Source organism: Aminobacter sp. GW821-FHT11F06, assembly GCF_058808215.1.
Window position 1 is genome coordinate 120,180 of sequence record NZ_JBXARL010000007.1, and the last position, 21,335, is coordinate 141,514.

Below are 21,335 nucleotides of genomic sequence, written 5' to 3' on the forward strand. Positions count from 1 at the left end.
GAATCAGCTTTGATTCTTTAGTGACGATTCGGAAGTTCGGTGTATGCCGGATCAGCTACCAGGAAACGGGATTTGGGGAGCCATTTATGGCAAAGGCGGACGCGTGGAGCGCGCCCGATGAGACTGCTTTTGGCCGTCGCAGGCAGGCGCGTGGCGCTGGTCTGTCGGGCAATGCACGTCTTATCGCCGAGCCCGCCTACCGCCGGCTCCTTGCCGCCGAACCGCTGCTCCGCCGCTCGATCCCCACGCTGATCGTCATCTTCCTGATCGTCGTTGCCGGCACACGCTTCCTGTCGATGATGGCCTTGCGCGACGACGTCGAGCGCAACGCCAAGGCGATCCTGTCGCTCGCCGCCGGCGAGATGGTCAATTCGATGATGGTGGGTGCCGCGACCGACGTGCCGCGCGCCACCGCTGGCCAGGAGCTGCTTGAACGCACCAGCCAGCGAGGCACGCTCAGCCGCAGCCACGTCATTGCGCTGACCGACCAGAACTTCCGCGTCATCGCGGTGAGCCCGCAGTCAACCGGCTGGCAAGGCCAGGCGCTCGACGCCATCATCTCGGGCGGCCAGCCGCTGTTCATGTTTGGCGACCGCGCCGGCGTGATGGACGTTCGCATCGGTGGCCAGGACTGGCTCGCGGCCGTCAGCCTAGCCGACGGCAAGCGCGCCGCCGCTGCCGCCCTTGTGCCGCAAGACGCGGTGTTCGCCGAATGGCGCAAGACGGTGTCGCTCAACGTCGCGCTGTTTGTGATGACAGCCGGCATCCTGATCCTCATCCTCTACGCCTATTTCAGCCAGGCGGCGCGCGCCCAGGCCGCCGACGGCATCTATCTCGAAGCGCATGAACGCATCGACCTCGCCCTTGTGCGCGGCAAATGCGGGCTGTGGGACTGGGACATGGTGCGCGGCAAAATGTACTGGTCGCGTTCGATGTATCAGCTGCTCGGCTACGAGGCCTGCGAGGCCATGCTTTCGTTCGGCGAAGTGGCACGCATCATCCACCCAGAAGACGGCGACCTGTTCGAGCTGGCCAATCAGGTGGTGGCGCGCGAAGTCGACCATATCGACCGTGTGTTCCGCATGCGCCATGCCGATGGCCGCTGGGTGTGGATGCGCGCTCGCGCCCAGGTTATCGATCCCGAGGCGCCCGAAATCCAGATGACGGGCATTGCCGTCGACATCACCGAGCAGCGCCACCTCGCCTTGCGCTCGGAGGCTGCCGACCAGCGGCTGCGGGCGGCAATCGAAAACATCACCGAGTCCTTCGTGCTTTGGGATGCCAACGGCCGGCTGGTGATGTGCAATTCCAAGTATCAGCATGACAACGGCCTGAACGACCGCGACGTGCTGCCGGGCACAGCGCGTCAAGACCTTGAAGCGCGCATGGTCGCCTTCGCCTCGGAGCGGCGGCTGGCCAGCGCCAATGGCCCGCGCGCGGGTGCGACCTATGAGCGTCAGCTGGCCGATGGGCGCTGGCTGCAGGTCAACGAACTGACCACGCGCGATGGCGGCCTAGTGTCGGTCGGGTCCGACATCACCCAGATCAAGCAGCACCAGGACAAGCTGATGGAGAGCGAACGGCGCTTGATGGCGACGATCCACGATCTCAGCCTGGCGCGGCGTTCGGAAGAAGAGCGTTCGCACGAACTTGTCGAGCTCAACCGCAAATACATGAAGGAAACCGAGCGCGCCGAGGCGGCCAACCGCGCCAAGTCGGAATTCCTCGCCAACATGTCGCATGAGCTTCGTACTCCGCTCAATGCGGTCATCGGCTTTTCGGAGCTGATGGAAGGGCGCCTGTTCGGACCGATGGGTTCGCCGCGCTACGAGGAATATGCCCGCGACATCAATTCCAGCGGCAAGTATCTTCTGGGCGTCATCAACGACATCCTCGACATGTCGAAGATCGAAGCCGGCCAGTTCTCGATGGACCGCGAGGAGATCGATCTTTGCCCGCTGATCCGCGAGACCGTTCGGGTGGTTTCGCTACAGGCTGCGCAAAAGTCGATCACGGTGGAGACGCAGATCGCCGATTCCATGACGCTGTTCGCTGACCGCCGGGCGGTCAAGCAGATCGTCATCAACCTGTTGTCGAACGCGGTGAAGTTCACCGGCGAGGGCGGCCGCATTTCGGTGCGGGCGCGCAACGCCTCGGGCGCCCTCACGCTCAGCATCGAAGACAATGGCTGCGGCATTCCGAAACATGCGCTGAGCAAGCTCGGCCGGCCGTTCGAACAGGTGCAGAACCAGTTCTCGAAGAACCATGCCGGCTCGGGCCTGGGCCTTGCGATTTCGCGTTCGCTGGCCGAGCTGCATGGCGGTGCGCTGAAGATCAGGTCGACCGAAGGCGTCGGCACGATTGTGTCGGTGCGCATTCCGGTGCGCCGCGTCGAACGCATGGCCAAGGCCGCCTGAAGGGCGTCCAGCAGCCACAGCTTGAATTGGCACTTGCCCTCTCGGGGAATTGCTCCCCCGAGAAGGCCGACAAGCGCCCAGCTTACTTCATTTCGCCGCCGTCACGACCGCCGCGGCGGCCCTGACCGTTGTGACGCGGCAGCTCGTCCTGGGAGATCTTGCCGTCATCGTTGCGGTCCATCAGCGTGAACATCTTCTTTTCGCGCGCCTGGATGGCGTCGGTGGTTAAGGTGCCGTCGCTGTTGGCCGCGTAGCGCGATATGATACGCTTGGCCATCTCCTCGAAACGCGCCTTCTCGAGCGCCGCCGCGAGCTGTTCCACGGTGACCTTGCCGCCATTGTCGGCGACGATCTTCTTGATCCGCGTGTCCATGGCCGCAGAGAACTGGTCGAAGGTCAGGCTGCCACCGGCATCCTTCATCGCCTTCTGGAGCCGCATCTTGCCCGGCCCTCGCATGCCATCGCCGTCATCTTGCTGAGCGTAGGCAGTGCCGGCAACGCCGGCCAGGGCGATGAAGGCGAGCGCGAGTGTGGTGGACGTTTTCATGGTACTTCTCCTGTTGCACCGTTTACCCCCGATGCAGTTGGAAACGAGCCCGGCTTCCCACCGCCGGCATCATCGTTTCCCACGAAGCAGACGGTCGAAATGCGTTCTGACCTTCTGCGACGTCTCGTGAAGGTGCGCCTCGAGCACGCCGAAATCGGGAAGGTCGGTTGCTGCAAGCAGCAGGTCCGACAGTCCTGGCGGAACGTCGTTCCGCTCGAACGCACCGGTGAGGCACAGCCTCGTCATCTGTGTGATTGCCGAATAGAGCGCATAGGCGTCGACAAGGTCCTGGCGCGTCTGCGCGTCGGCAAAGGCAGGCGCGAGCCTGTGGAGCGTGTCCGCCGTGCCGGTGGCATGGCCCTGCCCTTCGATCTTGCCTGTCAGCACCGCCACCTGGGCGATGAACTCCAAGTCGATCAGCCCGCCAGGCACCAGCTTGATGTCCCAGATATCCTGCGGCGGCTTTTCGTCCTCGATCATCTGGCGCATGTCGCGCGCCTCGGCGGCAATTTTGGCCGCATCGCACGGCAAGGCAATGATGGCAGCCACCTGGGCTTCGACCTCGGTGCACAGCGAAGCATCGCCGGCGATAGGCCGGGCGCGGGTCAGAGCCATATGCTCCCAAGTCCAGGCGTCCTCGCGCTGGTACTTGCGGAACGACGAGATATGGGTCGCGACCGGTCCCTTGTTGCCAGACGGACGCAGCCTGAGGTCAAGCTCGTAGAGCACACCTTCTGCGGTAGGCGCGGAAACGGCGGCGATCAAGCGCTGGGTCATGCGCGAAAAATAGTGCGACGGCGCCATGGGCTTGTCGCCGTCGGACTCTTCCGCATGCTCGTCGTGATCGTAGAGCAGGATCAGATCGACGTCGGAGCCGGCGGTCAGCTCGCGGCTGCCGAGCTTGCCCATGCCAAGGATGGTCACACGCCCGCCCGCGACCTTGCCATGACGCCGCGCGAACTCGGCTTCGACAGCTTCAAGAGCGGTGCCCACTGTCAGGTCGGCGAGGTCGGAAAAGGCCTTTCCTGCGCGTGCGGAGTCGATCGCGCCGGCAAGCAGCCGCACACCGATGAGGAACTGCTGCTCGGCGGCGAAGATGCGCAGGCGATCGAGCACCTCCTCATATAGCCGCGTGCTTTCGAGGAAGGCCGACAGGCGCGCGGCAAGGTAAGCGCGATCAGGCAGCTCGGACAGCAGTGCGGGGTCGAGCAGACCGTCGAAGACATGCGGGCGGCGCGTGATGATGCCGGCAAGGCGCGGTGCCGCCCCCATGATGGTGGCCAGGAGCTTGAGCAGCGCCGGGTTGGACTGAAGCAGCGAAAACAGCTGGATACCGGCGGGCAGGCCAGCGAGGAATTCGTCGAAGCGCATCAGCGCCTCGTCGGCGCGGCGGGTCTTGCCGAAGGCTTCGAGCAGAGCCGGGGTGAGTTCGGTTAGCCGCTCGCGCGCTTCGGCCGACTGGGTGGCGCGGTAGCGGCCGAAATGCCAGCTGCGGATGACGCGGCAAATGTCGGACGGACGCTGGAAGCCGAGCTGGCGCAACGTGTGCAGCGTATCGGGATCATCGACATCGCCGGTGAAGACAAGATTGCCGACGCCTGAGGAAAGCTCCGGTGCGGCCTCAAACAGCGCCGCATAATGCCGCTCGACCTCCTGCAGCGACGCACGAAAAGCCTTTGAAAAGGCCTCGGCATCCGCAAAGGCAAGCATATGGGCGATGCGGGCCAGGCCTTCGTCGTCTTCCGGCAAGGTGTGGGTCTGCTCGTCGGCGACCATCTGAATGGCGTGCTCGACCCTACGCAGGAACCAGTATTGCCGCTCCAGCGCGTCGCGGGCTTCCATCGTGATCCAGCCGCGCACCGCAAGCTGGTCGAGCATCGGCACAGTGGCACGGCCACGCAGTTCGGGGAAACGACCGCCGGCGATCAGTTGCTGCGTCTGGACGAAAAATTCGATCTCGCGGATGCCGCCACGGCCAAGCTTGACGTTGTGGCCTTTGACCGCGACCTCGCCGTGGCCCTTGTGGGCGTGGATCTGGCGTTTGATCGAATGGACGTCGGCGATGGCCGCATAGTCCATGTATTTGCGCCAGACATAGGGCTGGAGCTCTTTCAGGAAGGCCTCGCCGGCAGCGATATCGCCGGCGACGGGACGCGCCTTGATCATCGCCGCGCGTTCCCAGTTCTGGCCGCGGCTCTCGTAATAATGCAGCGCGGCATGGATCGAGATCGCCAGCGGCGTCGAGCCCGGATCGGGGCGCAGGCGCAGATCGGTGCGGAAGACATAGCCGTGTTCGGTACGGTCCTGCATGATGCGGACCAGGCGCCGGGCGAGGCGCGCGAACAGTTCGGTTGCTTCGTATGGGTCGATGATCGCCGGTGCTTCGGGATCGAAGAAGACGACGAGATCGATGTCGGAGGAAAAATTCAGCTCATGGGCACCCAGCTTGCCCATGCCGAGCAGGATCCAGCCGGAGCCGACGGCCGGGTTTTCGGGATCGGGCAGCTTGAGCTTGCCCTGCCCATGCGCATCCCTGAGCAGGAAGTTCACCGCCGCACCGGTGCACAGGTCGGCAAGATCGCTCAGGCGGCGCACGCTGACCGAGGCATCGGCCTCGCCTGCGAGATCAGCGAGCGCGATGAGGAAATGTGCTTCCGCCTTTTGCCGGCGCAGTTGCATCATCAAGGTGGCCTCAGTAACCCCCTCTTCGCGCGGTGACGCGGCAATCACGTCGCCAATCGCCTGAAGCCGTTCCTCGACGCTCTGATCGAACAGCTTGTCGAGCATTTCCGGCTGCCGACGGGCGCCGGCACGCATAAATTCGGAAAGGTCGAAAACCGCGGCCAGGAAATCCTGCGTGGGGCCCTTGGCCTTCAGGAAAGCGGCAAGCCGATCAAGCCCCTCCTCCTTGGCGAGGCTCGCCAGTTCGGAGAGCTCGCGCCGGGCGCGTTCAGGGTCGAGCGGCACGACATCAGCCGTGAGCGCCAGCTGCCATTCGGTCGCATTCTTCCTGGCCGCCGCGCTTTTCATCTATTCGTCCTTCGATCCGGGGAAGCCCATCAGGACCGATAATCCGGGATTGCCGGGCAAAAGATCAAGGTGCCCGTTGTGAAACTTCATCACGGCTTTGGCGAGACTGAGCCCAAGCCCGGAACCTGGCTGCGAGCGGCTTTGTTCCAGCCGCACGAAACGCTCGGTGGCGCGCATGCGATCACCTTCATCGGGAATGCCAAGCCCATTGTCGGCGACCTGCAGGCGAATCTCGTCGCCCTCGCGCTTCAGTGTCACGCTGACATGCGGCGCCTCGACCGAGCCGGCGGAATACTTGATGGCGTTGTCGACGACGTTGGACAGTGCCTGGGCGATCAGCTCGCGATTGCCGTTGATCATGAACTCGCCGACAACCGTCGCCTCAAGACCAACACCCAGTTCTTCGGCGACCGGCTCATAAAGCTCGACAACGTCGTGAACGACGGCGGCAAGGTCAACCTTGGCCAGGGATTCGGCGGAATAGCCCGCCTCAAGCCGCGAGATCATCAAGATGGCGTTGAACGTGCGGATGAGCTGGTCGGATTCGGCGATCGTGCCTTCCAGCACCTCGCGGTAATCAGCTCCCGTCTTTTTTCCCGACAGTGCTGCCTCGGCCCGGTTGCGCAGGCGCGTCAAAGGCGTCTTGAGATCGTGGGCGATGTTGTCGGACACCTGTTTCAGCCCATCGTTGAGATGGGCGATACGGGTCAGCATGACGTTGAGGTTTTCGGCAAGCCTGTCGAACTCATCGCCCGCACCGGTGACCGGCAGGCGACCGCTCAGATCGCCGGCCATGATGCGCCGGCTGGCCTCCGAAACACCGTCGATGTGCTTGAGCGCGCGACGGCCAACGAAATACCAGATCAGCAGGCCGCCAAAGCCCATCATGCCAAGCGCGACCATCAGCGCCTTTTGCACCACTTCGCGGAACCGCTCCGGTTCGCCGAGATCGCGGCCGACCATCAGGATCATCTGGTTGGGCAACCGCAGCACCACCGCGATGGCGTTGTGCCTCTCCTCGGTCACGGTTTCCGTCACTGTTTTTTCAGAGGCGGGCGGCGTACGCCCGCTGGCGACCTCACCGTAGCGTTCGTAAGAGAATGGCAGCTCGCTCCAACCTTCGCGCTGGAGCACGCCGGGCTGGATGCCCTGGACGTTGCCCGACAGGATCTGGCCGTTGGGGTCGGCAAGCAGGTAGAGGTTGGCGCCCGGCTGCCTGGCACGCTGTTCGACCACCCGCACCAGCGAGGGGATGCCGCCGCGCTGGTAGGCGCGGGCGAGACCGAGCACTTCTTCGTTGATGGTTTCCTGCGTCTGCGCCGTCAGCATGCGCGCCGACAGCGATGTCATGTAAAAGACCAGAAGGACCGCGCAAAGCGCGAAAAGCAGCAAGTAGAGCGCCGAGAGGCGCGCTGCCGTGGTCTTCATGATGGCCGGCAGTCTGAGCGCCATCAACCTGCCTTGAGCATATAGCCGGCGCCGCGAATTGTGTGCAGGATCGGCGTTTCAAATCCTTTTTCGATCTTGCCGCGCAGCCGCGATATGTGGACGTCGATCACATTGGTCTGCGGATCGAAATGATAGTCCCAGACGTTTTCGAGCAGCATGGTGCGGGTCACCACCTGGCCGGCATGGCGCATCAGATATTCGAGCAGCCGGTACTCGCGCGGCTGCAGCGTGATTTCCTGGGAACCGCGGCGCACCGTGTGGGACAGCCGGTCAAGTTCGAGATCGCCGACGCGGTAGACCGTCTCGGATTCGCGCGCGGGGGCGCGCCTGTTGAGCACTTCGACACGCGCCAGCAGTTCGGAAAAGGCGTAGGGCTTGGTGAGATAGTCGTCGCCGCCGGCGCGCAGGCCCGTCACACGGTCATCGACCTCGCCAAGCGCCGACAAGATCAGAACCGGCGTTGTGTTGCCGCGCGAGCGCAGCCCGGCGATCACCGAAAGACCATCGCGCCTCGGCAGCATGCGGTCAACGACCATGACGTCGTATTCGGCAGCATCGGCAAGGGCGAAACCTGAATCACCGTCGCCCGCGACATGGGCGGTATGGCCAGCTTCCGCGAAAGCCTTTTGCATGTAGTCGGCGGCTTCACGGTCATCTTCGATGACAAGAATCTTCATGCCGTCGTTATACGCGATTTTACCGGATATCAGAGGCGACATGTCGTTTCCTCCAAAGATTGAAGCGGCAGCGAGCTATGGGAGCCCGCTGCCGCCGGGGCCGGAATCGAAGACTGACAAACTATCCGGCGCCGTCATCTCCCATCGGGCGGCTCGGGGGTGATGAAACCGCCCGGCGGGAGTGATCGGTCAGCCCTGATTGACAGGCAGGGCCACGAAGCGATTGCTGTTTTCGCGGCTGATCTGAAAGAGAACGGCCTTGCGGCCCGCCTTTTCCGCCTGGCTGAGCGCCTGCGTCACATCGGCAGGCGACTTGACTTCGGCCGAATTCACCGCGGTGATGATGTCGCCGGCCTGGATGCCACGATCGGCGGCATCGCTGGAGGGGTCGACATCCGTCACCACGAGGCCCTTGCCATCTTCCGAACGCGTGACCGTCAGGCCGAGATCGGCAAGCGAGCTGGGTTCGCCGGGGGCCGAAGGCTGGTCCGCCGAGGCCTGCTTGTCCGAACCCGGAAGCGTACCGAGGTCGACGCTGACGTTTTCGGCCTTGCCGTTGCGCCAGACGGTGACGGCAACCGCCTTGCCAGGAGTGACAGCGCCGATCAGACGGGCGAGTTCCCTCGGAGAGGCGACCTCTTGACCGTTGACCTGGGTGATGACGTCACCAGCGACGATACCCGCCTTCTTGGCCGGGCCGGTGTCCTGGGCGCTCGAAACGAGAGCCCCCTTCTCGCTGTTGAGGCCGAGGGACTCCGCAATGTCTTTGGTTACAGGCTGGATCTCCACACCGAGCCAACCACGCTGGACGCTGCCATTCTTCATCAGATCCTGGACCACCTGCTTGGCGGTAGAGGCCGGGATCGCAAAGGCGATGCCGACGCTGCCACCCGACGGCGAGAAGATGGCGGTGTTGATGCCGACCACTTCGCCATTGAGGTTGAAGGCAGGGCCACCCGAATTGCCGCGATTGACCGCGGCATCGATCTGCAGGAAGTCGTCGTAGGGGCCAGCGCCGATATCACGGCCGCGCGCCGAAACGATACCGGCGGTGACGGTGCCGCCGAGCCCGAACGGATTGCCGACGGCAACGACCCAGTCGCCGACCCTGATCTTCGCGTCGTCCGCAAAGTTGACATAGGTGAACTTTGTCGGGGCATCGACCTTGAGCACGGCAAGGTCGGTGCGCGGATCGGTACCGATCAACTTGGCGTCATATTCCTTGCCATCGTTGCTGACGACGGTATAGGCGGTGCCATCGGCAACGACGTGGTTGTTGGTGACGAGATAACCGTCGTCGGAGATGAAGAAGCCCGATCCTTGGGCGACCGGCCGCGGCTTCTGGCTACCATCGCGGGGGCTAAAGCGCTGGGCACGGTTCTGGTTGCCGTTGCCGTCTTGCCCATACTGGCGGAAGAAGCGCTTCAGCGGATGATTGTCCGGCAGATTGTCAAATCCCTGCTGGCCGGAGAAGGGCGAAGAGCCCGTGTCGGCAGCCGGATCGATCCTGGCCTTGACCTGAACGCTCACCACGGCCGGCGAGACATGCTCGACAACATCGGCGAAGCTCGGAACCTGCGGTGCAGTGACATTTACTGCATCGGCGTAAACTGGGAGGGTTCCACTGGTCATGGCGCCGAAGCCAATCGCACCTACGAGGGCAAGGGATGCGGCGGCGGCCAGGAGACGCTTGCGCGAACGCGAAATGGAATTTGGGGCGGTGCTCATTGTCTCTGATCCTCTTGAACGGGATGCCTTGGTTCCGCATCCGATAGATCAAGAGATAGAGGGACTCACATTACGGCACCATTTCCGACGGATGAAACTTTCGTAATGTTGAGCTTACTCACGCATCCTTGCGCAGAATAGTTTCGAGAGCTTCTTGCTCGTCCTTCGTCAAAGCTTCCGGCTCCTGCCTGCGCCGCGAACGGGCCGACAGGAACACAAATGTGCCACCACCGAGCAGCAGCAGGACTGGCGTGCCCCAAAGCAAGGCATTGCGCAGGTTGAAGCGCGGCTTCAACAGGACGAACTCACCGTAACGGGAGACGATATAGTCCATCACCTGTTCGTCGCTGTCGCCAGTGACAAGCCGCTCGCGCAGCAGCACGCGCAGATCGGCGGCCAGCTCGGCATCGGATTCGTCGATGGACTGGTTCTGACAGACCATGCAACGCAGCTCTTCCGACAGCAGCCGCGCGCGGGCCTCAAGCTTCGGATCGGCGAGCATCTCGCTTGGTTTCACCGCAAGCGCCGTTCCCGCAAAGAGGAAAGCGGCCAAGAACCCCGCGATTGCCGGCAGTTTCGTTTTCATGAGGCGACCGGGATGGGTTTGGCCTGGCCGGACTTGCGCCGCGCCGGCGCGCCAACCCGCAGGCGGCGGTCCAGCAGCGAGACGAAACCGCCGAACATCATCACCAGCGCGCCGCCCCAGATCAGTGTGACCAGCGGCTTCCACCAGACACGAACGACCACCGAGCCATCGCCGGTTTCGTCGCCAAGCGAGACATAGAGCTGGCTCAGCCACATCGTCTTGATGCCGGCTTCGGTCGTGGGCATCTGGCGTACCGGATAGAAGCGCTTGGACGACAGGATCTCAGCGAAAGGCTGGCCGTTGGCGCCAAGCAGCGAGAAGCGGCCCTGGTCTTCGGTGAAGTTTGGTCCACGCATGGGGGTGAGCCCGTTGAACCGCAGGTGGTGACCGGAAATCTCCAGCACCTGCCCCGGCTTCATGACCAGGATTGCCTCTTTCTGGAATGACAGGACCCCAACGATGCCGAGCAATGTCAGCCCGAGGCCAAGATGCGCGAGTGACGTACCAAAAACCGAACGCGGCAGGCCAAGAAAACGACGCAGCGCCACATTCGGCGCGACGTTTCCTATGCCCGCCTTCAACGCGAGATCAGTCAACGCGCCAAGGATGAGCCAGGCCGCGAGGCCAGCGCCAAGGGCGGCGAACACCGAGGCACCATCGATGAACAGGTAGGTGACCAATACAACCAGCAAAGCCGCGCCAAACGCAAACATCAGCCGCTGCGCGACAGCAGCGACATCGCCACGCTTCCAGGCAAGCAGCGGTCCAAACGGCACGACGGCCAGAAGCGGCAACATCAGCGGGCCAAAGGTCAGGTTGAAGAAGGGCTCGCCGACCGAAATCTTGTCGCCGAACAGCGCTTCGACCACCAGCGGATAAAGCGTTCCGATCAACACCGTTGCGGTTGCGGTGGTCAAAAACAGGTTGTTGAGCACCAGCGCGCCTTCGCGCGAGATCGGGTGGAAGATGCCGCCAGCCGTCAGCGACGACGCGCGCAGCGCAAACAGCGCCAGCGAACCGCCGATGAACAGCGTGAGAATGCAAAGGATGAAGACACCACGGCTCGGGTCGCTGGCAAAGGCATGCACCGAGGTCAGTACGCCCGAACGGACGAGGAAAGTGCCGAGCAGCGACAGCGAGAACGTCAGGATGGCAAGCAGCAGCGTCCAGATCTTCAGCGCCGAGCGCTTTTCCATTACGATGGCCGAGTGCAGCAGTGCGGTGCCGGCAAGCCAGGGCATGAAGGAGGCGTTTTCGACCGGGTCCCAGAACCAGAAGCCACCCCAGCCAAGCTCGTAATAAGCCCAGTACGAGCCCATGGCGATACCGCCGGTCAAGAACACCCAGGCGGCCAGCGTCCATGGACGCACCCAGCGCGCCCAGGCAGCATCGATGCGGCCCTCGATCAGTGCGGCAACGGCAAAGGAGAAGCTGATCGAAAAGCCGACATAACCGAGATAGAGCAACGGCGGATGGACGGCGAGGCCGATGTCTTGAAGGATCGGATTGAGATCCTTGCCTTCGATCGGTGCTGGCACCAGGCGGGCAAACGGGTTCGACGTGATCAGGATGAAGAGCAGGAAGGCCGTGCCGATCCAGCCCTGGACCGCAAGAACATTCGCCCGAAGCGTCGCCGGAAGATTGCCACCGAATGCCGAGACCAATGCGCCAAAGAAGCTGAGGATCAACACCCACAGCAGCATCGAGCCCTCGTGGTTTCCCCAGGTGCCGGTGAACTTGTAGATCAGCGGCTGCAAGGAGTGGGAATTCTCCCAGACATTGACGAGCGAGAAGTCCGACTGGACATAGGCCATCGTCAGCACGGCGAAAGACAGCGCGATCATGGCAAATCCGGTGACTGTCACCGGCCCGCCAACCGCCATCAGCCTGGCGTCGCCCTTGTGCGCTCCGTAAAGCGGCACCAGCGACTGCACCAGCGACAAGGCGAGCGCCAGGACAAGCGCGAAGTGACCCATCTCAACCATGTCAGCGCGGTCCGACGTTCATTTTGTGGTTTCCTGCCAGACGCCCTTTGCCTTCAGGCTGTCGGCGACTTCCTTGGGCATATAGTTCTCGTCGTGTTTCGCCAGCACGCTATCGGCGACGAACTCACCGTCGGAGCCAAAACTGCCCTCGGTGATCACGCCTTGCCCTTCCCGAAACAGATCGGGCAGGATGCCAGTGTAGCGCACTTTCACCGTTTTCTCGGAGTCGGTCACGCCGAATTCGACCTGGGTTCCCTGCCCACGCACGATGCTGCCATTCTCGATGAGGCCGCCAAGGCGAATACGTTGACCCGGCTGCAAGGTCGCCGCCTGCAAATCCGCGGGCATGTAGAAATAGGATGCTTTCTGGCCAAGCGCGTAAAAGGTCAGTGCCGTTGCCGCACCCAGGAAGGCCAGCGCGCCCGCAATCACCGAAAGCCGCTTTTGTTTGCGTGTCATGCCTACTCCGTGACCTTCAGGCCAAGCGAGCCAGCCAGTTCGGTAAGCTTGCGACCGTCTTCACTATCACGGCCAAGCGCAGCATAAGCGCGGCCAAGCGCGTCCTGGGCCAGGTCGGTCTTGCCAAGCACCTGATATGAACGCACTAGCCGCAGCCATCCTTCCGGGTCGCGCGGGTTCTGGCGCAGCTTCTCGTCCAGCGTGGCAACCATGCCTTCGATCATCGCCGTGCGATCGCCCGACGACATGGACGCTGCAGCATCGATGTCGTCCTGCTCGGGTCCGGGACCGCCAGCCGTTTCATTGGCCGGTGCGGTGCGACCTTCGGCCTGGGCGATTGCCTGTTCAGTCGCCGGTCGCCAAGGCGAGTCAGCTGGCAGGCCTTCGGCCATTTGGCGCCAGGCGGTGGCAGCCTCGGCAACCTTGCCCTCCTGGGCGAGGGCCAAGCCAAGGAAATAGCGGGCCTTGGGATTGGCTGGCTCAAATTTGAGCGCAGCTTCGAAGGCCATTCGCGCGTCCGCAGTAACGATCCCGCCCGACGAACCGGCGATGGCTTCGCCAAGGCCTGCCTCGCGGGCCGCTGTCGAGCCCTCGATACGGATGGCGTTGCGATAGGCTGTGACCGCGTCATCGGCGCGGCCCATTCTGAGGTAGACGGGTGCCAGCACGTCCCAGCCGCGACCGTCCGACGGGTTGGCGACAAGATGCGCCTCGGCGCGGGCGATCAATTCGTCGACGGAACTGTCCGCCGGCTTTTGCGAAAGGCGCGCGCTCAAAGGCTGCGAGGGCACGTCCGGCGAGCCGATCGCGGTGTAGATGCTCCAGCTCAGCAGCGGTATGGCAAGCACTGCCGTAACGCCAACCAGCCGCGAAGCGAACTGGGATCCGTTTTTCGATTTCGGCGCGCCATCGGCATCGAGCTTGATGATACGGCGTGCGATCTCGGCACGCGCCTGTTCTGCGTCGGATGGCGCAATGAGCCCGCGCGCGGCATCCTTGTCGACTTCGCCAAGCTGGTCGCGATAAACCTCAAGGTCGTGGCTGTTGTCGGCTTCACCTTCGGCCTGCCGCGTCAACGGCAACAGAACCGCAAGGCTCGCACCAAGTGTTAAGACAGCGGCTATGACCCAGAAAAACATACTCACCTAAATAGCCAGCAGGCACCAAGGTGCCAACATCTCCGTCCTGCGGCTTATTGACGGTTCACGTGTTTTTGCCAAAGCAATAACGCGTGAGAACTTAGGTCAGCGGCGTCCAGCTGCCATCGGCGTTGCGGCAGGCGGTTCCGCGCGCAACCAGCGGCGTCCCGGTGGTGAACACGGTCTGCGAATATTGACGGCAGTCCTGGGAGCCGACGCGATATGGCTGTGCTGCCACAACTTCGCCCGAGCGTCCCTCGCCCTTCCAGGCAAGGGTCTGTCCGCCCTGGCCGTATTCCAGCGTGCGATACTCGGCTTCGAGCGCCTTGCGCCGGTCGCCGTCGCTCAAGCCGGTGCCGATCGATCCGCTGATCAAGCCACCGTCCATGGCATTGATGATGCGCGTTGCAACCTTGCCGCTGGATGCTCCGTCGCCACCACCAAGCGACGGCACAATTCCGCCGCCGCTGCCCAGACCTGTGGTTGTGCAGCCTGAGCCGGCCAGCAGTCCCGCAACCAGTGCCACCCGTAGTCTCATGCTCATCACCGGTCCCGAATTTGCGTCCGCTTACAAGGGCTTGGCGCCGCGTTAGATTGCATCTTTGGCCGAAATGGGGCCGATTCGGCCAGCCATTTCTATTGCACGCCGCGCAACTCTACGACGGCCTTCAATCCACCCATCGCCGATCGCTCCAATCGAAGCGTACCGCCATACTCCTTGACCAGATCGGCGACGATTGCGAGACCCAGGCCTGTGCCCGGTTTGGTCTCATCGAGACGCTTGCCGCGCTGCAGCGCCTCGCGTGCCTTGTCCTCCGGAATCCCCGGTCCGTCATCCTCGATCAGGATCGAAAACCGTGGTGGCTCCTCGGCCACGGGCACCGCTGTCTCGACCGAAACCTTGACAGCACTGTGCGCCCATTTCATCGCGTTTTCGAGCAGGTTGCCGACAACCTCCTCGAGATCCTCGCGCTCGCCCGCGAACACAACCTCTGTCGCCGGCAGTTTCAGGGAGAAAGTTGCGCCACGCGCGAGCTTGTCCATCACCCGCACCATGCGTTGCAGCAGCGGCGCGACCGGCGTGCGATAGACAACGCTTTCCCGTTGCGCGGCAACCCGAGCCCGCTGAAGGTAATGATCGATCTGCATTTGCATCGCGGCGGCATGGTCAGCAATGAGCTGACCTTTGGGGCCGCCCAGAGCACGCCCCTCGTTGAGCATCACGGCAAGCGGCGTTTTCAGCGAATGCGCGAGATTGCCGACCTGGGTTCGCGACCGCTCGACGATACGGCGGTTGTTCTCGATGAGCGCGTTGGTCTCATTTGCGAGCGGCTGGATCTCCGCCGGGAAACGTCCCGTGAGACGCTGGGCGGTTCCTTCGCGAACCATGGCAAGCGCATTGCGCACGCGCGTCAGTGGTTGCAGGCCAAGCAGAATGGCAATCGCGTTGATTGCGATCATGCCAAGTCCGAACAACGTCAGGTAGGTGAACAAGCGCCATTCGAAGCCGCTGATCTCATCTTCCAGCTCGGTGCGATTGCCCATGACGCGGAAGCGCCCGATGCGGTTTTGCGAATCCAGCACGAACTCGCTCTCGAACACCTCAAGTTCTTCGCCGCCGATGCCCGCGACACGGTAATGGCGCTGAAACTCGGCGTTGAACGGCACTTCATCTGCACCAGGCGAAGCGATCGGCTCGGTCATGGACGAAGAACGCAGCTGGCCGACAAGCCCCTTGGAAACCGGCTCGACCGACCAGTACCAGCCCGATTCCGGTTCGGAGAAGCGGAGGTCGCCGAGATCCGGCCCCCCGGTCAGCGTGCCGCTGTCGGACACGCCGACAGAGCCGATGAGATTGAAGAGGTGCGCCGACAGCAGGCTGTCGAAACCGCGTTCACTGGTCTGACGATAGAGCGAGCTGATGACGGTGAAGATCAAGGCGAACGCCAGGATCGCCCAGAGCGTCGAAAAGGCGATGACGCGAAACGCCAGCGAACGCGGGCCAAGGCCCAGCACGTAGCGCTTCCAGCGACCTAGTCGTTTGCGAAGCTTTTCCGCCTTACGCCTCCGGCTCGCGCATGCGGTAGCCCATACCGCGGACGGTTTCGATCATGTCGATGCCCATCTTCTTGCGAAGGCGACCGACGAACACCTCGATAGTATTGGAATCCCTGTCGAAATCCTGGTCGTAGAGATGCTCGACCAGCTCGGTGCGGGAGACAACGTCGCCCATATGATGCATGAGATAGGCGAGCAGCCGGAATTCGTGCGATGTCAGCTTTAGCGGCACGCCATTGACGTCGGCCTTCGAGGCCTTGGTGTCGAGCCTCAGAGGGCCGCAAGAAAGCTCCGACGAGGCGTGGCCGGCGGCGCGCCGGATCAGCGCCCGCACCCGTGCCAGCACTTCTTCGATATGGAACGGCTTGGTCACGTAATCATCGGCGCCAGCGTCGATGCCCGCAACCTTGTCGCTCCAGCGGTCGCGCGCGGTCAGCATCAGAACCGGCATCTTGCGGCCTTCGCGGCGCCAGCGCTCGACAACGCTGATGCCGTCCATCTGTGGCAGGCCAATGTCGAGCACGATCGCGTCATAAGGCTCGGTATCGCCGAGAAAATGCCCTTCCTCGCCGTCAAAGGCCTTGTCGACGACATAGCCGGCATCGGTCAGCGCCTCGGATATCTGGCGGTTCAGGTCCTTGTCATCTTCGACGACGAGTATGCGCATGCGGTTTTGCGACCAGTGGAAAGATTGCAGAGATATAGGCGATTCCGGCCTGACGGGAAATGCAGGCTAGTTGGCCGGCACGACGACCTCGACGCGGCGCGGCCGCTGGCCGTCCTTGGCGGGCACCAGCACCACGATCACGCAGACAGACTGTCCGCCCTGATTGGACTCGGACGCCCTTGCCAACGTGCCGCCCTGCTGGTCGGCCACCTGCTGGCCAATCGAGTAACAATCCGCGGCCGCCACGACATATTCACCCGTCTCCGCCGTCAGCAACGGTGCGGCCTGCGCGGAAGCCGCAAGCAGGCCTACCGTGCAGAGCGCAGTCGTGGCTGACCCGAATATGGAGCGAAGCGTTTTCATGCTGCGATTTCTAATACACGAGTGCTGAACGTGGAATGAACGATGAATTCATGCAAATGACGCTATTGCAAGCCTGCTAAATTTTGCCGATGCGCTGTTTGGCCGACACCCGGCCGATGATCGCAATCAACCCTGAAAGCGCAGTGATCGCCTGCAAAACCGTATCGGTCAACGCGGAATTGTCGACGCCGTCCACAGGCATGCCGGCAAGGCCGGCCACGCCCAACAGCATGGTCACGACAGACGCCCAGATGGTACGCGAGAGATACCAAGGTTTCAGGTTCAACATGTTCTGATCCTTTCCGGTGAAAGTCTGCTCGCCTCAGGTCAGCCCAAAGCGGCGCGATGCCGGCATGCCCCAGCCGGTGGCGACGCTGAGCTGGCGAACGGTGATGTCGACAGCAGCCGGCGGCACGCCAAAATCAGTTGCAATATCAGCCGCCGCATAAATCCAGGCCGACGTCGAAACCGTCATTGACCGCACGATCGAGCCACCTACGGACGCAACGTCGATGCGGTATTCCTCGCGCTCCTCGCCGAGCGGAATGTCGCTCGATTCCCAACTGTCCGCGTCAATGCGCCCGCGCCTGATCCATGAAAGCGACAGGTCATTGTTCCCAGTCAGCCTGCCCCGCAGATGCGCAGGGGAAAGCGGCATCAGCGCCCGCTTGCCGCCGGTCTCTTGATGCGCCGAAAAGCTGGCACTGGAGAAGTCGCCGCCTAGCGGACCGACCCGCCAGTTGAGCAGCAGCCCCACCTCACCGGGCCTCAGACCGGCGGGCACAACGGCCGCATCAAGGACAACGAACGACGCGCCCACGCCCGCGCCAACGGCAGCCGCATCGCCGGAGCCGAATTGCCCGCGCAAAAGGTGGCTCAATCGCCAGACCCCGGGCGCGATCTCTTCAGCCGTCTCGAACTGCAGCACCTCCCAGGCACCGGCAGATCGCACCGCCGCAAAATTGGCGCCGTTGAGAAGCTGCAAGCGGCTGACGCTTGTCAGTTCGCCCCCGTAAAGCTCGACCGTCAATATGGCCGCACGATCGACCCTGCCCTCCCGGCCAGGCGAAAGCACCGCCGTCAGCCTGCCCATGTCGGCACGGCGACCGACCGATCCCCGCAACGCAAAGCCGGTATCCTCGGGTGAAACGAACAGCGCCTGGCTCCGCCAGGGCTGCTGCGTCACCGCGACCCTGAAATGATCCTGCGCCAACGCCGATCCGCCCGCCATCATCGGCAGATCGAGGAAGACTGCATATGGCTGGCCAACCGCGATAGGCGGCACCGGTTCCACATCGGGATTGGAAGAACTCCAGGGTGCCGGAACCGCGCGCGACAGCTGGCGCGCCGTCACTTTGCGCACCAGTCCCTGCTCGATCTCCGTCACCAGGAATTCGGAACGGCTGCCCGAGGCCGGTAGCTTGACGATGCTACCCGGACCGATGTCCGCACGCGGCTCGGCGAGGGCAAAGCTCACGCGTTCCCGTTCCTGCCAGATCCGGCGCATCCAGTCTTCGGCCAGTGCGCTCGCCTGCCCCGCCTCCAGCATGCCGGGGAACGAAATCACGTGTTGCCGGCTGTTGGACGCGGCGAACCTGGTGCTCCTGGCCGACGCCGACTGGTAGTTCGCAACGGGATCGACATAGCTGATCAGAGCCTCAGCCGGCAAATCATGGTCGGGCGTGCGCACAGTCTCGACCACAGCGCTTCCGCCGTCGAATGCCAGTTCGCTCAGTTCGATTGCCGCATCTTTCGAAGCAGCCGTTTGCCTGAACACCAGCCCGCCCGTCTGTTGGCGGACCGACAGGCCAAACAGGTCGACCAACGGTTCGAGTGCGGCCCTGGCCGAAGTCGGGTCGGAGATGACGTAGCCGCTCACTGTGCCTTCGACACCCGCCACCTCGGCCGCTGGCAGGCCGTGATCGGCCAGTATCTCGTTGATGAGTTCGGACACATCAGGGCCAGCGAAGCGGCCATTCAACCAATGACCACGGTACCATGCATCGCCATCCGACCAGACCCATGACTGCAATGGAAAGGCCGGATAGGGCCGGGCGTCCCACGCCCAGACATAGCTGCGCGCCATGTCGACCATGCGCCCGCCATAGACCGGCGACAGCGGATTGTCCGCCTCATTGAAGCCGGTGGCAGCCGAATCCCAGTGCGCCGCATGCGCCTCCAATAAGCGCCGTTGCGCGATGTCTGACCGGCCGCCATTGGAAAAATGTGGAGCAGCACTTTCGGATGATTTGATATCAGGAAACATGTTGGGTTGGTTGGGCCCCTTGTCGACTGCGGGGCATCCGAGCTCTGTGAACCAGATCGGCTTGCTGCGCGGCACCCATGGGGTGGGCGACGCCGCCTCCACGCCGGCGGCCCGGTTGTAGTGCTGGTTGGCCCACCAGCCGACAAGATCCTTGTAGCGAAACACCCAGGGCTTGCCATAGGCGCCGTCGGTGATCGGAGTTCTCGATCGGGCTAGCCGTGCCGCCAAGCTTGCGTAGTACCAGTCGAAGCCTTCGCCACCGGCGACAGCGGAACCGAGGCCTTTGGGATCATATGGCGAAGCAAATCCATCAGGGTTGCCGCCCGCATAATCAGCGTCGCGCCAGTCCGACAAGGGCATGTAATTGTCGATGCCGATGGCATTGATCGCCGGATGCGCCCAAAGCTGGTCGAGATGGAAATAGACATCCCCACTTCCATCGCCCGGCTGATAGCCAAAATACTCGCTCCAATCGGCACCATAGGTGACGCGGCACGCCGGACCGAGCACGGCGCGAACATCAGCCGCCAAGGTGCAAAGCGCCTCGACGAATGGGAACGCATTCGCACCATCTCGCAGCGTCGTCAGGCCGCGCAACTCGGTGCCAACCAGGAAGGCATCGACACCGCCGGCAGCCATAGCCAAATGCGCGTAGTGCAAGATGAAACGCCGGTAGCCCCAGTCGTCAGGGTTGCCGGCAAAAATGATGCTGTCTCCTGCTGCTGAAAACTGGGTCCGCAGCGCCGAACCGCAAAACGCGTCAATCTGGCTCCGTGCCGCCGCGGTGCGGTCAGTCGTGCCGGCAAGCTGCGGTGCAGGCATGCAAGTGATGCGACCGCGCCAGGGATAGCTCGGCTGGCTGGCGCTGCCGTAGGGATCGGTCAGACTGTTTGCCGCCGGGATATCCATCATGATGAACGGGTAGAGCGTCACCTTCAGGCCACGCGCCTTGATCTCGGCAATCGCCTCCTTGACGCTTTTGTCGGACGGCGTGCCGCCATAGGCGGGGCCACCAGCATGCGTCGAAACCAGCATGGCGTCCGGCCGGGTTATGCCTGACACGCGCCAGGGAGCCGACAATCCCGAGGTCGAGGCGTTGGTCACCGCCGGCCTCAATTTGCATTGGCCGGCCCTCAGATCATTGCCGAACCAGGTCACCACGAGCGCGACGTTCTCTAGGTTCGGACAGATCATTTGCAACTCGTCGAGCGAAGCCGCGATGTCGGTGCCGGCGTAGAGCACGTGGCGGTTGAGCGCTTCGGTATCACCGGGCCGCTTCTGCCGCGTGACAAGGCTTGTCGACAGACCATATTCGGTCGCGCCGGGGATCAGCGTGACCGCGCGGACACGTTTGCGCAACTCGCCGATTGGCCGGATCACCTCGAACTGCATCTGCGGGATGCGGTTGCCGTATTCGCCAATGTCGAGGCTCTCGACCACCACATAGGCAACACCGCGATAGGCCGGCGCATTGCCGGCACCCTGCTTGGCCGCAATCAGCGGATCGACGGCCTGGCCCTCGGTGCCGCGATGGATGCGCAATTCGATCGTCTCGCGATCGATCTCGCGCCCATCCGCCCAGACGCGCCTGACACCGGCGATCTCGCCTTCGCACAGCGCAAAGGCGGCATTTCCATAATACGCATATTCGGTCACTTTCGGGCCAAGCTTGCCCTGCCGCCGGGTCGAGCGCGTTTCCTTGAAGCGCGTCGCCCAGATCAGCGTCCCGCCAACGCGTGCCGTGCCGTAGATCCTTGGCAGCGACGCACCCTCTTCCGCGGTGAAAGGCCGGGCACCCGTAAGCCGTGGTCCCTCGATCCTTCTGGTGCCGTTGATCAGCGCCCGGTCGATGGCGTAGCCGGCCAGTGCACCGGCAGCGGTGCCGATGGTGCTGCCGATCGGGCCAAGCATGCCGCCGAGAAATGCCCCGGCAGCCTGCAGCAGAATGGTCGCCATCAACGATC

Annotated in this window: 16 protein-coding genes; 1 reads left to right on the forward strand and 15 read right to left on the reverse strand. The window is 63.1% G+C overall.

Annotated elements, in window-relative coordinates:
- The first annotated feature begins 86 nt into the window (after positions 1 to 86).
- The gene (locus AC1RTB_RS17950) at positions 87 to 2,417 is read left to right on the forward strand and encodes a PAS domain-containing sensor histidine kinase (RefSeq protein WP_492880182.1); all 2,331 of its coding nucleotides are present in this window, start codon (positions 87 to 89) and stop codon (positions 2,415 to 2,417) included.
- 82 nt (positions 2,418 to 2,499) lie between these two features.
- Here the strand turns inward: AC1RTB_RS17950 and AC1RTB_RS17955 are convergent, their stop codons facing one another.
- From AC1RTB_RS17955 to AC1RTB_RS18025, 15 genes are all read right to left on the reverse strand, one after another.
- A complete protein-coding gene (locus tag AC1RTB_RS17955; RefSeq protein WP_492880181.1) occupies positions 2,500 to 2,964 on the reverse strand; it encodes an EF-hand domain-containing protein in 465 nt (154 codons plus the stop codon).
- A gap of 69 nt (positions 2,965 to 3,033) precedes the next feature.
- Entirely contained in the window at positions 3,034 to 5,994 is a 2,961-nt protein-coding gene (locus AC1RTB_RS17960; RefSeq protein WP_492880180.1) for a bifunctional [glutamine synthetase] adenylyltransferase/[glutamine synthetase]-adenylyl-L-tyrosine phosphorylase, read from the reverse strand.
- Entirely contained in the window at positions 5,995 to 7,446 is a 1,452-nt protein-coding gene (locus AC1RTB_RS17965) for a sensor histidine kinase (RefSeq protein WP_492880179.1), read from the reverse strand. It abuts the gene before it with no gap.
- A complete protein-coding gene (locus AC1RTB_RS17970; protein WP_476787533.1) occupies positions 7,446 to 8,120 on the reverse strand; it encodes a response regulator transcription factor in 675 nt (224 codons plus the stop codon). The genes AC1RTB_RS17965 and AC1RTB_RS17970 overlap by 1 nt, the downstream gene beginning before the upstream one ends.
- A 189-nt stretch (positions 8,121 to 8,309) precedes the next feature.
- Complete coding sequence (locus tag AC1RTB_RS17975) at positions 8,310 to 9,848, reverse strand: Do family serine endopeptidase (protein WP_492880178.1); 1,539 nt, start codon at positions 9,846 to 9,848, stop codon at positions 8,310 to 8,312.
- 118 nt (positions 9,849 to 9,966) lie between these two features.
- Positions 9,967 to 10,434 carry a cytochrome c-type biogenesis protein gene (locus AC1RTB_RS17980; protein ID WP_492880177.1) on the reverse strand — a complete coding sequence of 156 codons (468 nt, stop codon included), beginning with the start codon at positions 10,432 to 10,434 and terminating at the stop codon, positions 9,967 to 9,969.
- On the reverse strand, positions 10,431 to 12,419 hold the full coding sequence (locus AC1RTB_RS17985; RefSeq protein WP_492880176.1) for a heme lyase CcmF/NrfE family subunit: 1,989 nt from the start codon (positions 12,417 to 12,419) through the stop codon (positions 10,431 to 10,433). The genes AC1RTB_RS17980 and AC1RTB_RS17985 overlap by 4 nt, the downstream gene beginning before the upstream one ends.
- An 18-nt stretch (positions 12,420 to 12,437) precedes the next feature.
- Positions 12,438 to 12,878, reverse strand: coding sequence for a cytochrome c maturation protein CcmE (gene ccmE, locus AC1RTB_RS17990; protein ID WP_492880174.1), 441 nt, complete (start codon positions 12,876 to 12,878; stop codon positions 12,438 to 12,440).
- A gap of 2 nt (positions 12,879 to 12,880) precedes the next feature.
- Positions 12,881 to 14,017, reverse strand: a complete 1,137-nt coding sequence (gene ccmI, locus AC1RTB_RS17995; RefSeq protein ID WP_492880315.1) for a c-type cytochrome biogenesis protein CcmI — start codon at positions 14,015 to 14,017, stop codon at positions 12,881 to 12,883.
- A 100-nt stretch (positions 14,018 to 14,117) separates the two neighbouring features.
- A complete protein-coding gene (locus AC1RTB_RS18000) occupies positions 14,118 to 14,555 on the reverse strand; it encodes an RT0821/Lpp0805 family surface protein (protein WP_492880172.1) in 438 nt (145 codons plus the stop codon).
- Positions 14,556 to 14,653: 98 nt separating this feature from the next.
- Entirely contained in the window at positions 14,654 to 16,030 is a 1,377-nt protein-coding gene (locus AC1RTB_RS18005) for an ATP-binding protein (protein WP_492880314.1), read from the reverse strand.
- Between the two features lie 46 nt (positions 16,031 to 16,076).
- Positions 16,077 to 16,742, reverse strand: a complete 666-nt coding sequence (locus tag AC1RTB_RS18010) for a response regulator transcription factor (protein ID WP_492880171.1) — start codon at positions 16,740 to 16,742, stop codon at positions 16,077 to 16,079.
- 66 nt (positions 16,743 to 16,808) lie between these two features.
- On the reverse strand, positions 16,809 to 17,105 hold the full coding sequence (locus AC1RTB_RS18015; protein WP_492880170.1) for a hypothetical protein: 297 nt from the start codon (positions 17,103 to 17,105) through the stop codon (positions 16,809 to 16,811).
- Between the two features lie 76 nt (positions 17,106 to 17,181).
- Positions 17,182 to 17,394 carry a hypothetical protein gene (locus tag AC1RTB_RS18020; protein ID WP_492880169.1) on the reverse strand — a complete coding sequence of 71 codons (213 nt, stop codon included), beginning with the start codon at positions 17,392 to 17,394 and terminating at the stop codon, positions 17,182 to 17,184.
- 33 nt (positions 17,395 to 17,427) lie between these two features.
- A complete protein-coding gene (locus AC1RTB_RS18025; protein WP_492880168.1) occupies positions 17,428 to 21,327 on the reverse strand; it encodes a baseplate multidomain protein megatron in 3,900 nt (1,299 codons plus the stop codon).
- Positions 21,328 to 21,335: the final 8 nt, after the last annotated feature.